Origin of the sequence: Micromonospora sp. NPDC049175, from assembly GCF_043197345.1 — a bacterium.
Taxonomy (GTDB): domain Bacteria; phylum Actinomycetota; class Actinomycetes; order Mycobacteriales; family Micromonosporaceae; genus Micromonospora.
Map to the genome: position 1 here is coordinate 103,809 of NZ_JBICSY010000004.1, position 12,758 is coordinate 116,566.

Genomic DNA, 12,758 nt, shown 5'->3' on the forward strand with positions numbered 1-12,758 from the left:
GCCATCCTGGTGCCCATGAAGCGCTGGCGCTGCGCGGAGGCGACGCGCCGCCTCGACAAACCCCGTTCCGGGTATCGCGGCCAGCGCCACCCTGGAAATCCTCATCGAGGGCACCGACGGGTACCACAGCCCACGGGAGGTGTGGCGGACCGTCATCGGCTCGGTCGGACCCGCGGAGCTCGAACGCGCGTTCGCTCACCTGGGCGACCGGCTTGTCCGCTGCGGAGTGGTCGTTGGCATCGTTCATGTTTGCGAACCTGGCCAACTTGCAACAGGTTCTGTCCGCCCCAGAAGTGCAGGCGACGCCTATGCGCGAGTTGCCGGGTGGCGCTCATCCACGACGCGAGAACCTCCACCCGACCTGCCTGACGGGGACTATCGGTCAGTCGGTTCGACCAGCGCGCTGCCGGCGGCGGGTGAACAGCACGGGGCCGGTGCCGAGGCGGTGGTGTTGCCGGCCTGGCAGGGGCGCGGTACGGAAGGTCAACGAGCGTCGGTTGGTGATTGGCGGCCGATGGCCAGCAGGGCGATGTCGTCGTTGGGCTGGTCCTCGGCGGTGGTGGCCATGATGTGGTCGCACAATGCCTCGGCCGGCCCGGATCGCACGGCCGCGGCGAGGCGCTCGATGCCGGTGTCGATCAGTTCGTTGCGGCGTTCGACGAGTCCGTCGGTGTAAAAGACGAGCGTTGCACCCGGCGGCAGGTCGAGAACGGTGGTGCGGCGACTGGTCATTGGTCGGCCCACACCGAGTGGCCGGTCCACCGCCAGGTTGACGAGCTGGGTGGGTTGGCCGGGGACAGCCAGCAGCGGTGGCAGATGACCTGCGCAGGAGAGGTGAACTGTCGCGTGGTCGGGTGCGATGAGCGCGTAGACGGCGGTGGTGAGGGTGCCGGCCTCGAAGTGGTAGATCTTTCGGTCGAGGGAGGTCAGCGCCTTGGCGGGGTCGTCGGCATCGAGTGCGTAGGCACGCAGCGCGCTGCGGATGCGTCCCATGACGACGGCCGATGGCAGCCCGTGGCCGGAGACGTCGCCGATGACGGCACCCAGCCAGCCCGAGGGCAACATGAAGACGTCGTACCAGTCACCGCCGATGCCGAGGTCGTGGCCGGGTACGTACCGGGCGGCCAGGTCTAGGCCGGGAATCTCGGGTAGCCGGGCGGGTAGCAGGCTGCGTTGCAGGGCGAGCGCTGCCTGCCGGTCGAGGATCTGCGCTCGGGCCTGGCCTGCGGAGCTGGCTCGATCGGCGACGAGTTGTAACAGCCGCACATCGTCGGGACCGAACTGTCGCAGGGTCAAGGAGCCGACGTGCAGTACGCCGACGAGGTTGCCGTTGGCAAGCATGGGCACGCCCAGCAGGGCACGTACACCCGTGGTGAGCAGGATGGGATTGACCACGTCGTCAGGCGTGACGTCATAGATCGTGACCGGCGCCCGTGTGGCCGCCACCCGGCCGGCGAAGCCGCGTCCGACCCGGACGCGGAAGCCCCGGCGCACCTCCTCCTCCAGCCCTTTCGCCGCTGTCGCGACGAGCTCGCCAGTGTGACCCTCGAGCAGCAGGATGGTGGCGGTATCGACCTTGAGCAGGTCTCGGACCCGTTCGAGTAACTCGTCGAGCAACTCGGCGGTGGCCAGGCCCGACAGGGCGGCATCGGTGATCGCCTCGATACGACGCAGCCGCTCCTCATTCGTCACCACCTCGGCACCGGCCACTCAGGCAGCGTAGACGTCGGCACGCCGTCGATGGCGCGCCGGGATCGAGATCAACAGTGTCGCGTCTTCGACGTGGGGTACCTTCTCCTGTCGGATTGATGCCTTGTCGTCCGTGAGCCCGTTTCGGAGACCACACTCTGTCGCGCTATCGGCAAGGCCGATGGCCTCCACGTCCGGATGGAGAGGGGATGCAGTGGTGGTCCCACCTCGCGACCAGCATGCGCCGACCTCCGGGAGGCCCGTTTTCTCGACGTCGTTCGCCCTCACGGACCTCGCCCGCGTTCGCAACGAGGTGGAGGTAGTCAGTCGCCGGTGCGGCCTCGGCCACGACGAGATTGAGGACTGGGTGACCGCAGTCAACGAATTGTTGATCAACGCGATTCGACATGGGGGAGGTAGAGGTTTTGTATGCCTGCTCCTGGACGGTCAGCTCATGTGTGAAGTGACTGACCAGGGGCGGGGCTTCAACACCGCTCACTACGTTCCGGGCGCCGAGCGACCGCCCTTGACCGGCGGCGGAGGGATGGGCCTATGGATGGTCGGGCAAATGGCCGACTACCTTCTCGTCGCCAGCGGACCCGCAGGCACCACGATCCGAATCGCGGCTCGCACCCGCAACGTCGGCTAGCCGCTACCCCTTATCTGCCGCCACAACCTGTTAGGCAAATTGCCGCAAGCTGTCCGTTGACTCTCGACCTGACCTCGCTGTTTGCGAATGAAAGCACTGGGCTGTCAGCTCACGATCGGTCGGCGGTCGGCGGTCGGCGGTCGGCGGTCGGCGGTCGGCGGTCGGCGGCCCCGGGCCGCGACGGGACCCGCCATTCACCTCCCCGGTTCACGTGTCATGGGGTTGAGGCGGGTGCCTTCGCTGCGGCACGGGCAGGGTCGTGTTCGCGGAGCATGGTCAGCAGGCCGGGAAAGCGTTGTTCCACCTCGGCGTAGCGAAGCGTGACCAGTCGGCGGATGCCGTCGACGCGCGTGCGGATCAGGCCGGCACCGCGCAGCACCTTGATGTGGTGCGACAGCGTTGACTTGCCGATGGTGACGCCGGTGTCCTTGAGGACGTCGCTGCCGCAGGTCCAGTCCCCAGCGGCGTCGAGGGCGCGCACGAGCGTAAGCCGCACCGGGTCGGCAAGCGCGCTGAGCACGACGTCGATCGTCACGGTCTCGATGGCGGGTTCGATCACCTCGGTCACGAGACGAAGCCTAGCGACGTCTTGCGGAATGTTCGACTCTCGTCGTACTGTTCGACACGGCTCGAACGGTACGATGCAGATCGAACAAAGGATTGATCATGAAGGCGATCATCTACCGAGACACCGGCGGCCCCGACGTTCTCCAACTCGTCGAGCGTGACCGACCCACGCCCGCACCCGGCGAGGTCCGCGTCCGGGTTGCCGTGTCCGGGGTCAACCCGACCGACTGGCAGGCCCGCTCCGGCACCGCCCACCGCAAGCTGTCCTCCGCGATCACCCCGCACCTCGACGGCACCGGTGTGATCGACGCCGCCGGTGACGGCGTCGACCCGAGCCGGGTCGGTCAGCGGGTGTGGCTGTTCATGGCCGCCGCCGGGCGGCCCACCGGCACCGCCGCCGAGTTCACCGTCGTACCCGCCGATCAGGCCGTGCCATTGCCAGACGAGGCCAGTTTCGACGTCGGCGCCTCGCTCGGCGTCCCCGCGCTCACCGCACACCGCGCACTCACCGTCGCCGAGGACGGGCCACGCCGCCTACACCCCGGCGTACTCGACGGCAAGGTGGTGCTCGCCGCCGGCGGGGCCGGCGCGGTCGGGCACGCAGTGATCCAGCTTGCCCGATGGGCCGGCGCCACCGTGATCGGCACGGTCAGCGGCCCGCAGAAGGCGAAGCTCGCCACCGCGGCCGGTGCCCACCACGTCATCAACTATCGCGAGGGCGACCCAGCCGCCGCCATCCGTGCGATCGCCCCGGACGGCATCGACATCGTCGCCGAGGTGGCGCTGGGCGCGAACCTCACTCTGGACCTCGCCGTGCTGCGTACCCGCGGCACGATTGCGACGTACGCCAACCAGGGCGGACATACGGTCGAGCTGAACGTGGGGCAGAACATGGTGCTGAACACCCGCCTGCAGTTCCTGGTGCTCTACACGGCTGGCCCACAGGCACGCGCCGCAGCCGTCGAGGACGTCACCGCCGCTCTCCACGACGGTGCCCTGCCGGTCGGCGAAGAACACGGCCTGCCACTGCACCGCTTCCCGCTGCACCGCACCGCCGACGCTCACCGAGCAGTGGAGGCCGGCGCGGTCGGCAAGGTGCTGGTAGACGTCACGCTCTGAAGTTCAGCCAGCTACCGCATCTCCGCTTGCCCTGCCTGCCGCGTCGGTGAAGGGTCGTCCGCCGAAGTGGGAGAACGGCAGCTCATCGACGGGATCAGGGGGTGGATCCGGATCGGGTCGCCCTGGCGTAACGTCCCGGCCGAGTACGGGCCATGGCAGACGCTCTACGACCTGTTCCGTCGTTTGGCAGCGCGATGGAACCTGGGACAAGATCCTGGCCGCGTCACAGGCCACCGGAGACGCGGAAGACCGGATCACCTGGACGATCGTGGTGACAGCCGCAATTCATCCCGGTCCTGCGCCGTATCAAGGTGACCCGTCTCGGGGTGGGTCGGCCCCGCACCTGCCCCGAGCTGGTCCTGGCGGACAAGGCGTACACCGGCCGCGGTAACCGCGCCTACCTGCGCAAGCGTGGCATCAAAAGCGTGCATCCCGAGCAGGACCGACCAGGACGCCCACCGCAAGGCCAAGGGCAGCCGCGGTGGACGCCCACCGAAGTTCGACCGAGACCTCTACCGGATGCGATATGCCGTCGAGAACGGCATCAACAGGCTCAAGCGCCACCGCGGCGTGGCCACCCGCTACGACAAGTTGGCCGTCCGGTTCCAGGCCATCCTGACCATCGCGCGCTGCGCGGATGACGAACGACCGAGGCCGGAGCGGGAATCCGCGCCGGCCTCGGGCAAGACAACCCGCTATGTCGAAGGGTGCCGGTTGGGTGGTTGATCGTCGACGGCTTCGGGTTCTTCCAGCCTCCGGGAGATCTGTTCAATGGCGATGAGGTCTTCTGGGGCGAGCCGGTCGATGAAGTGGCGTCGTACCGACTCGACGTGGGCCGGTGCGGCTTTTTCGAGTGCGTCCAGACCTTGTGCAGTGAGGACGAGGATGCAGCCTCTGCCGTCGGTCGGGTCGGGTGTGCGCCTCAAGAGACCGCGCGTCTCCATCCGGGTGGCGTGCCGGGACAGCCGGCTGCGTGACCAGCCCATCTTGTCGGCCTGTTCCCCCAGGGTGCTGGTGTGGCCGGGTCGCTCCGACAGAGTGCTCAGTACCTCGTAGTCGGGTTCGGAGAGCCCGATCGCAGCCAGATCACGCGCCGTGCCGGTCTGAACGGAGACCACTACGCGCAGGAACGCCCGCCACGCTCGCTCCTCGTCAGGGTTCAACCAGCGTACCGTCCTGGCCGGCGGCTTCGTTGACATGTAATCAATTTAGCACCTACACTTCGTTTCCATGTCAACAAAACCAGTCCGTGTCCTTGCACTGGTGTGCAGCACCCGTCCAGGCGCCCTCGGCCCCCTGGTGGGACGGTGGCTGATCGAAGCGATCACCCCTCGTGCCGCGGAACTCGGCGTCGAGCTTGTACCGGTGGCTCTCGGTGATCTGAACCTGCCGTTCCTCGACGAGGAGGAACATCCGTCGTCGGGTGTCTACCAGCATGAGCACACACGCCGGTGGAGCGCGATCGTCGACGCGGCGGACGGGTTCATCGCGGTCACGCCGGAGTACAACTACGGAATGCCAGCGGCCCTGAAGAACGCGCTGGACTACCTCAGCCGCGAGTGGGCATGGAAGCCGATCGGTTTCGTCAGCTACGGCAACACATCAGCGGGCACCCGCTCGGTTCAGCACGCCAAGCAGGTGGTGACCACACTGCGCCTGGTTCCGCTGGGCGCCACGGTCGCGATCCGAATCGGTGACGCAACGGAGAATGGGCGACTGCGGCCCGACGCAGCCCGCGACACGGCGGGTATCGGCCTGCTGGACGAACTGGTCCGGGTCGCCCACGCCCTACGGCCGCTGCGCGAACGCGCACAAGTCGGGGCCCTGCCCGGCCCCCTGCCAGGGTCCTACGCGAGACGGCTGACCTCCGACGACGCGCCCCAGGTCACCGTGCTGCAGCGGTGCTGCTGGGTGGACGAGGCCGTCGTCAACGACACCATGGCCATACCGGCCCTGCACGAGTCGCCGGAGGAGGTGCGCGAGTGGCTGGCGACCTGGCACACCACGGGCATCTGGCTAGACGGTCGACTGCTGGGCATGGTGCGGACCCGTCGGATCGACACCGACTGGCACGTGGGTCGCCTCGCCGTCGTGCCCGACCTGCGAGGCCAAGGGCTGGGCCGGTGGCTGCTGCGCACCGCCGAAGCCGCCGCCGAACCCGACTGCCGTCGCGTCATGCTGGTCACCGGCAGCAAGAGCCTGCGGAACATCGACCTGTATCACAGCGAGGGATACCAGTCGGCGCCACTCGCCAGCCCTGACGGAACCACCTGCCTTACCAAGGACATACCCGTTAGGCGGCGCTGACACTGCCATGTCAAAGAGCGGCTGCCGAGAGTGTCTCTTTCGGTATTCGCGAGCGGACGAAACAGTGCGCGAGCCGGCTGCCACGAGCGGTCCCGCCTCGAGCGGGCGGCCACGGCACGACGATCAGCCCCGTGATGTGGTAACCGTCCTCATCGACGCGGGTGGCAGCGTCGAATTCGACTCGTCGCCATGGTGGGTAACCGGTGGACTTCCCAGTGGCGGTACCGCAGGTCGCGTAGCCAGGCCTGCGGTACCGCCACTCCCGCGACACGCATCGGTGATGCCGCCGGCGTTGGTGATACAGGCAGCCGTGATCTGCTGGGCAGGGTCGGGGCCTCTCGTCACGGTCACTTCCCGGATCGAAGGGCACCGGAACAGGTCGTCAGTTCGGCGCCACGATTCGTGGGGTACCTGCCAGAGTGGTTCATGCCCTTGAGCGCTTACCACCTCAGAACCTCGGTCGCCGTGTCCGACATTCAGAAGGCCGTGGCCTTTTACGAAGGCGCGCTGGGCCTGCGGGCGTTGCGGTCCGGCCCCAGCGCCACCATCGCCGACGGCAGCCGCGTCTATGGCTCCGGTGGCGGGCCGGCGTTGAATGTGTACCAGTCGGTCACTGCCGGGAAGACCCCGGCGACGCTGGCGACGTGGTACGTCGACGACATCGACCGGATTGTCGAGGAACTTTCCTCGTCCGGCGTCGAGTTCGTTCGCTACGAGCAGCTCGAGTACGACGCCAAGGGGATCACCGCGCGGGCCGGAGGTGGACGTATCGCGTGGTTCCAGGACCCCGACGGCAACACCTTCGCTCTCGAAGCCGACGTGTGACCTCCTGGCTCGCGATCTGGTCCGTCACCACCAGGCCGTCATCTCCGGTCAGGATCGCGGTGACCGGCGGATGCCTCCTCGCGGTGCTGATCGTGCGCCGCCGGATCGCCGTGACCACGGTCGCATGGCCCGCGGCCGGTGGGTGCCTGCCCGCTTTGAGCGCTGAGTAGCGCCAAGAGTCAGCGTCCCCGTGGGTGTTGCCGCACTCACGGGGACAGACCCCCCGACCGCGAAATGTCGGCTCGGCGGCTCAGGCCGGGCTGAACTGGATGAGGACCGACGCGGTCGGCAGCTCGTCCGCAGCGGGTGGCGCCTCGGTACGCCAGGCCAGCCGTACGCTCCATCGGCGGCCCGGCGGAAGGCGGTAGGCGTCGGCGATGCCGCCGGCCGTGCCGCTGGAGAACCCGAGGATGCCCGACTCGAAGACCACCTCGAGGACGTCGCTGCGGTCCCAGCCGGCCGGATCGAAGTCGGCTGGCCCGTCCCAGGTCTCCAGCCGAATGTCGCTACCCAGCACCACGGCGTCGTCGATGTTCTCGACCACCACGTAGCCCGGCGTCGAACTGACCCATTGATCGAGCTCGTGCGGCGGGTGCGGCACGTTGCGCCGGTCGTTGCTGTCGTCGATCATCGCGAACACTCGATAGTCGACATCGACGTACAGCTCGGTGCGCTCGACCAGCGCCGTCATGCTGCGACAGTACTTCTCGGCGATGTGCGGGCCCGCTGGCAGACGCTGATAGTCGGCAGGCTACAGGTTGTTGATTCGGGCCAGGAGGTCCTCCTCGGTCAGGTTCTCCAGGACCGCGTCCTGCTTGCGGCCCAGGACCGCCAGCAGCTTCTCCTTCTCCAGCTTCTTGGCCGCCGCCGCCTTCGCCGCCTGGTCCTCCATGATGCGGACGGCGATGACGTGCTTGACGACCTCAAGCTTGGTCTCCAAGGCTGCCTTGGCCGGATTGGCCTCGGTGGCCACGAACGACTCGGTGTCGACGGCCTTGAGCTCGGCGTTGACGGCCTTGGCCACGTCATCGAGGCTGAAGCCGGACTTGGCGGTCAGCGGAAGCTCCCACAGCTGTTCCGTGGTCAGCAGCCCCTTGGCCGACGGATAGCGGAACTTCTCCCGGGTGGCCTTCTCGAAAATGTTCACGGTAGCCTCTCTGGAAATTCTGGGCAGGGAATCAGAACTGGATGCTGACGAGGCGCCGCCGGCCGTTGGTCATGGTCACCTTGGCGACCACAGAGCTGCGGACCGTGGAGCTGAAGCCGAGGCCGGAAAGCTGATCCGGAGACGGCTCGCACTTGGTGCGGTCGCCGAGAACTTCGAACACCTTGCGGTGCGGTTGCAGGTCGCTGCGGAGGAACTCGTTGTATATCCCCCGCGTCGGCTGGTCGTTCACGCACCCCTTCAGGATGAAGAAGTAGTGCCGGTTGCCGACCTCGTTGTCGTCGAAGTAGTTCGGCGAGTACATGATGGTGGACACCGGTACGAACTGTTCGCTGGTGATGCCCCACAACTCCTTGCCGGCACTGCCCGGCTGCACGTCCTTACCCGGCCGGAAAGCGGTGATCACCCCGCCGGCAACCGTCATTCGGCCCACCTCGACGGTCTCCTTGTGGCCGACCGCGCGCTCGTGGCTGTAGTGCTCGATCTTCCCGTCGCTCTCGGTCTCGATCACGAAGCCGACCTGGGTGCTGTCCCGCTTGCGGTACTGGTTCACCTCGATCCGGTACTCACCGTCGGGGACACGGTCGGTCCAGGTGACGTTCTCCACGGGCTCGCGGGAGAGCGTCCCGCCGGCGTTCATGTCGACGTCCAGCTTGTTGCGCTTCTCCTGGTACCAGATGTGGTCGCCGTTCGGTTCGTACACGTGCAGATCCAGGTCGTCGTGGTTGAACCAGGACAGGCTCACCCGCAGCTTGCCGGTGACATTGCCGCCGGCCCGCTTGACCTTCTCCCTGATCGAGTCGGTGACGTTGCCGCCGTACGACCAGCCGAAATCGTTGTCCCACTTGAACAACCGCGGAGCAGCCGGGTGCCGGCCGGTGGTGAGGCTGACGAGGTGCGGCTCGTGGGTGTTGGCGACCCACAGGTCGATGGTGGCGGCGCCGGGCAGGATGTCCTTCATGAAGGAGACCACGGGAATCTCCTCCGGCTTGGCGCCGCGAAGGAGCGCACCTGACGACCGAGTGGCCTGCATGAGCAGCCCTTCGATGCCGTCCTTCATCCGTGCCTGGGCGTCGTTGTCGACCCACAGCACGTTGCTGACCGACACGTCGGACAGCCGGGCGAACCGTCGCTGCAACGACTCCTCGATGCCCAGCTCGGCAATGGTTTTCATGGCGGCCTTGACCATGCCCGGGGTGATCAACGCCGTGGGGCGCTGGTAATTCTGCGGCGCCACCTTCGCCTCGAACGACCGGACTGCCTGCTCCAGGTCGACGCCCGCGGAGAGATCCTGGACGAGGGTGCCGATCACCGTGTTGCGGAACCGGGCCGCCGGGTTCATGGCGTTGGCGAAGACGAAGGCACCTCGGTCGGTCGCCCGGGTCCACCGGTTCTGCAGCGAGCGGAACTCGGTCACCGCCGGGCGATGCTCCGCGCCGCGGTAGAGGGCGTTGTTGTCGACGAGGTCGACGACGGTGTCCAGAGCGTGCTGGGTCAGCTCGGCCAGGCCACGCTGGAAGACCTGCACGGCGGCGTCGAAGTTGCCCTGTGCCGCGCCGACGTCCTCGGTGCGATGCCGCTTTTCCACCCGGCCGTGCAGGTGGTGCCACACCTCGACCTGGCCGTCGCGCAGCGTTCGGGTGGTCTTCGTCCCATACTGCGCCTGGGTGGACCGGAAGATCGTGGACAACGGCAGCGAGCGAACGAACTCGTCCAGAGTGGCGGCGACGACGGAGAAGACCGGGTCCGACGCCGACACTCCGGACCACATGGTACGGACCCGCCCGTCGTGGATCTCGACGACGTTGCCGAAGTGCTTGATGAAACTGCGGCAGGTCGAGCAGTCGTACTCGGATCGCTCACGGAACCGCAGGTTGGTGCCGGCGGGGAAGGATTCGAGAAAGGTGAGCCAGAGCGAGTCCCGGTCGAGACCGTCGCCGACGGCGTACAACTCGCCCTTGGACATCATGGACAGACGCGAAGTCACATCCGTCACGAACTGCTGGAAATCGCCCACCGCTTCATCCCCCTCGATCGCCAGAGATCCTACGAAGCGAACGCCAATCGGCGAAACGTGTTTGCGGCTGTCCGCACGGTCACAGGCGGGCGCCGGTGGCCGGCGGTCAGTCGACCGGAGCGCGCACGGCGGTGGGGTGCCGGAGATCTGCCGCTGACGAGGCCTCCTAGCCCCAATCCTCCGGGGCCTCGACGAGTTGGCATCGGAGCGCGTCGCGGATGAGCGAGGCATCCTCGCCGAACGGGCTGCTGAGATCCCAGTACTCGTGGCTGAGCGCGTCATCTGGTTCGAGGCGGCCGATCAGGTCGGCGATGTCGTCGAGTCCGAAGTAGGTCGCGGCCGCCGCGAACGCGGCGATCTGCTCGACGGTGCAGTCGTCCAGCGGCCACGCGGCGCCGTTGGCCATCGCGCCGTTGTGGAACCACATCAGGTAGGACAGATGCATCAGGCCAACCGGGCCCTCCGGCACCGCCCACGGTTCCATGTCGAGGGCACGGTCGACGGTCGCCTCGACACGGTCGCGGTCGAGGTATTCGCCTGCGCCCCAGCGCCAGTCCAAGGAGTGCACCCAGCGGTAGTCCGCGCCGGGCGCGCGCAGGATCTCCAGGCCACGGGCGCGGGGCAGGACGCTCGTGCCGGACTCGACCAGGTGAAGATCCCGGCCGCCGACGCGCCGTTCGACCCGGCAGTGGTCGGGGTCGCTGACCCACACCATCACGCCGTCGTGCTCGAAGACCGGTTTCGTCTCGGGGTCGACCGCGAAGTAGGTGACCTCGAGATCGGCAGGATCGATGAGGCGCTGCCGTTCACGAGCCCTGTACAACCGCAGTCTGATCACGCCTCTAGTCTGCAGGCCGTCCGGCGAGGCGATCCTGTGCCGCACTGCGGTCGGGTGAGCGGCCCCGCAGGATGACATGGTTGTCGGAAGAGATCACCGCTTCGCGGGTGACCGTGCTCCAGCCGATCGTGAACCCGGTCAACGTGCCGTCCGACCGTGGTGGGCAAGCAGATGAGTGGCCAGGCCCACGCACTGCCAGGGGATCGGCGACGGATCATGTGCTACGGTAACCGGGTTGCAGTTTTGATTTCCGTAGACGTTATCCGGCGCCTGATGGGGTATCTAAAACCCATCCAGGCGCCTTTCGTTTTTCGTGTCGTTTCGACGCGGGTGATCAACGCAGCGGCGTAAGGGTCCGCACGATGCGGTCTCTGACAGCCTGCGAGGAGCAGACATGACTACAGGTACCGTGAAGTGGTTCAACGCCGACAAGGGCTTCGGCTTCATCAGCCCGGACGACGGCGGCGCCGACGTCTTCGCCCACTTCTCTGCGATCTCGGCGAGCGGCTTCCGCAGCCTCGACGAGAACCAGAAGGTGGAGTTCGACGTCACCCAGGGCCAGAAGGGCCCGCAGGCGGAGAACATCCGCCCGCTCTGATCCACATTCTGTGAGCGGCGGCCCGACTGGTTCAGCGGGCCGCCGTTTGGCGTCTCATTCGCATTGCGCCCTGACCGAACGATGAGGCTCCTCAGCCGGCTGAGCCGACGGGTGCTCATGCGGCGTTGGCTCCCGGCCGTGATTGACCACGGGGAGCTGGGGTGCGGCGCTATCCAACCGCGATGCGAGCACGACGCAGCTCAACGTTGGCTACCGCGGATCTGCCCTGGCGCGCGACGACCGCGAAGAGGATGCACCTCTGCGCGCCGGCGACCGCGCCCCCGACGCGACCAAGCTGACAACCGTGGAAGGCGACGGCTACATCGCGCTGATCTCCGACGCCGGTGACGTCTCGGCGGTGGTCGCGCTGATTCAACATTGGCCGCGACGACGGTACGCCCGGCTGCAGGACAACCGCCGTCAGTAACCGTCCTCGGGTTTCGGCGGTACAGAGCCCGGGCTTCCCGCAGTAGCTCGGAGGGCGATCTGCAGGGCGGCTTGGGCAGGCGTGAGGTGCGTGGTGTCGATGACCTCGGCCTCGGCATGTAGCCACGTGCGGGCCGCCTCGGCGTAGGGCTGGAGGTACTTCAGGCGGAATGGGGAGGGGACGGCGTGTTCCCCCTCGATACGCCCGCGGAGGGTGTCTTGGTCGGCGTGCAGGACGAAGTGCCTCACCGGGACGCCATGTTGGGCGAGGCCTGTGCTGATCTCGCGCCAGTACTGCTCCACCAGGACAGTCATGGGCATCACCAGAGTGCCCCCGGTGTAGTCGAGCACGCGGCGGGCGGTCTCGACGACGAGCTGCCGCCACGGCGGCCAATCCTGGAAGTTGTCCGTCTCGGGCAGCCCAGGCGTGATGTCCATGAGAGTCTCGCCGACCTTCTCGGCGTCGAACACCCGCGAATCCGGGATCAGTTGCTGCACGAGCGCGCTGGTCGTCGTCTTGCCCGCACCGTGGGTGCCATTGAGCCATACGATCACGGG

15 protein-coding genes and 1 pseudogene are annotated in these 12,758 nt (G+C 67.3%); 8 read left to right on the top strand and 8 right to left on the bottom strand.

Annotation, left to right across the window (positions count from 1 at the left end; genetic code table 11):
- Window positions 1–483: 483 nt before the first annotated feature.
- A complete protein-coding gene (locus ACGFH8_RS17645) occupies window positions 484–1,710 on the bottom strand; it encodes a PP2C family protein-serine/threonine phosphatase (RefSeq protein WP_393368127.1) in 1,227 nt (408 codons plus the stop codon).
- A gap of 160 nt (window positions 1,711–1,870) precedes the next feature.
- Here ACGFH8_RS17645 and ACGFH8_RS17650 point away from each other — a divergent pair, with 160 nt between their 5' ends.
- On the top strand, window positions 1,871–2,338 hold the full coding sequence (locus ACGFH8_RS17650) for an ATP-binding protein (protein WP_393368129.1): 468 nt from the start codon (window positions 1,871–1,873) through the stop codon (window positions 2,336–2,338).
- A 214-nt stretch (window positions 2,339–2,552) separates the two neighbouring features.
- Here ACGFH8_RS17650 and ACGFH8_RS17655 read toward each other — a convergent pair whose 3' ends face one another.
- Window positions 2,553–2,906 (bottom strand): ArsR/SmtB family transcription factor, encoded by a 354-nt coding sequence (locus tag ACGFH8_RS17655; protein ID WP_393368130.1) that lies wholly within the window; start codon window positions 2,904–2,906, stop codon window positions 2,553–2,555.
- Between the two features lie 98 nt (window positions 2,907–3,004).
- Here ACGFH8_RS17655 and ACGFH8_RS17660 point away from each other — a divergent pair, with 98 nt between their 5' ends.
- From ACGFH8_RS17660 to ACGFH8_RS17670, 3 genes and pseudogenes are all read left to right on the top strand, one after another.
- Window positions 3,005–4,024: an NADPH:quinone reductase gene (locus ACGFH8_RS17660; protein WP_393368132.1), complete on the top strand. Its 1,020-nt coding sequence runs from the start codon at window positions 3,005–3,007 to the stop codon at window positions 4,022–4,024.
- A gap of 66 nt (window positions 4,025–4,090) precedes the next feature.
- Window positions 4,091–4,339, top strand: coding sequence for a transposase (locus tag ACGFH8_RS17665; protein ID WP_393368134.1), 249 nt, complete (start codon window positions 4,091–4,093; stop codon window positions 4,337–4,339).
- Window positions 4,303–4,615, top strand: a pseudogene (locus ACGFH8_RS17670) (transposase); the annotation flags it as partial. The gene ACGFH8_RS17665 and the pseudogene ACGFH8_RS17670, both read left to right, overlap by 37 nt.
- A gap of 104 nt (window positions 4,616–4,719) precedes the next feature.
- Here ACGFH8_RS17670 and ACGFH8_RS17675 read toward each other — a convergent pair.
- Window positions 4,720–5,223 carry a MarR family winged helix-turn-helix transcriptional regulator gene (locus tag ACGFH8_RS17675; RefSeq protein ID WP_393368136.1) on the bottom strand — a complete coding sequence of 168 codons (504 nt, stop codon included), beginning with the start codon at window positions 5,221–5,223 and terminating at the stop codon, window positions 4,720–4,722.
- 31 nt (window positions 5,224–5,254) lie between these two features.
- Here ACGFH8_RS17675 and ACGFH8_RS17680 point away from each other — a divergent pair, with 31 nt between their 5' ends.
- On the top strand, window positions 5,255–6,331 hold the full coding sequence (locus ACGFH8_RS17680; RefSeq protein ID WP_393368138.1) for a GNAT family N-acetyltransferase: 1,077 nt from the start codon (window positions 5,255–5,257) through the stop codon (window positions 6,329–6,331).
- 465 nt (window positions 6,332–6,796) lie between these two features.
- Complete coding sequence (locus ACGFH8_RS17685) at window positions 6,797–7,156, top strand: VOC family protein (RefSeq protein WP_393368140.1); 360 nt, start codon at window positions 6,797–6,799, stop codon at window positions 7,154–7,156.
- Window positions 7,157–7,406: 250 nt separating this feature from the next.
- Here the strand turns inward: ACGFH8_RS17685 and ACGFH8_RS17690 are convergent, their stop codons facing one another.
- From ACGFH8_RS17690 to ACGFH8_RS17705, 4 genes are all read right to left on the bottom strand, one after another.
- A complete protein-coding gene (locus tag ACGFH8_RS17690; protein WP_393368142.1) occupies window positions 7,407–7,847 on the bottom strand; it encodes a hypothetical protein in 441 nt (146 codons plus the stop codon).
- 60 nt (window positions 7,848–7,907) lie between these two features.
- Complete coding sequence (locus tag ACGFH8_RS17695; protein ID WP_393368143.1) at window positions 7,908–8,303, bottom strand: hypothetical protein; 396 nt, start codon at window positions 8,301–8,303, stop codon at window positions 7,908–7,910.
- A gap of 31 nt (window positions 8,304–8,334) precedes the next feature.
- A complete protein-coding gene (locus ACGFH8_RS17700) occupies window positions 8,335–10,287 on the bottom strand; it encodes a hypothetical protein (RefSeq protein ID WP_393369093.1) in 1,953 nt (650 codons plus the stop codon).
- A 217-nt stretch (window positions 10,288–10,504) separates the two neighbouring features.
- Entirely contained in the window at window positions 10,505–11,221 is a 717-nt protein-coding gene (locus ACGFH8_RS17705; RefSeq protein WP_393368145.1) for a hypothetical protein, read from the bottom strand.
- A gap of 349 nt (window positions 11,222–11,570) precedes the next feature.
- Between ACGFH8_RS17705 and ACGFH8_RS17710 the strand changes: the two genes are divergently transcribed.
- On the top strand, window positions 11,571–11,774 hold the full coding sequence (locus ACGFH8_RS17710; RefSeq protein ID WP_043326981.1) for a cold-shock protein: 204 nt from the start codon (window positions 11,571–11,573) through the stop codon (window positions 11,772–11,774).
- A gap of 142 nt (window positions 11,775–11,916) precedes the next feature.
- Complete coding sequence (locus ACGFH8_RS17715; RefSeq protein WP_393368146.1) at window positions 11,917–12,201, top strand: hypothetical protein; 285 nt, start codon at window positions 11,917–11,919, stop codon at window positions 12,199–12,201.
- On the opposite strand, the gene ACGFH8_RS17720 is transcribed toward ACGFH8_RS17715, so the two are convergent.
- Entirely contained in the window at window positions 12,195–12,755 is a 561-nt protein-coding gene (locus ACGFH8_RS17720; protein ID WP_393368147.1) for an AAA family ATPase, read from the bottom strand. The genes ACGFH8_RS17715 and ACGFH8_RS17720 overlap by 7 nt on opposite strands.
- Window positions 12,756–12,758 lie beyond the last annotated feature (3 nt).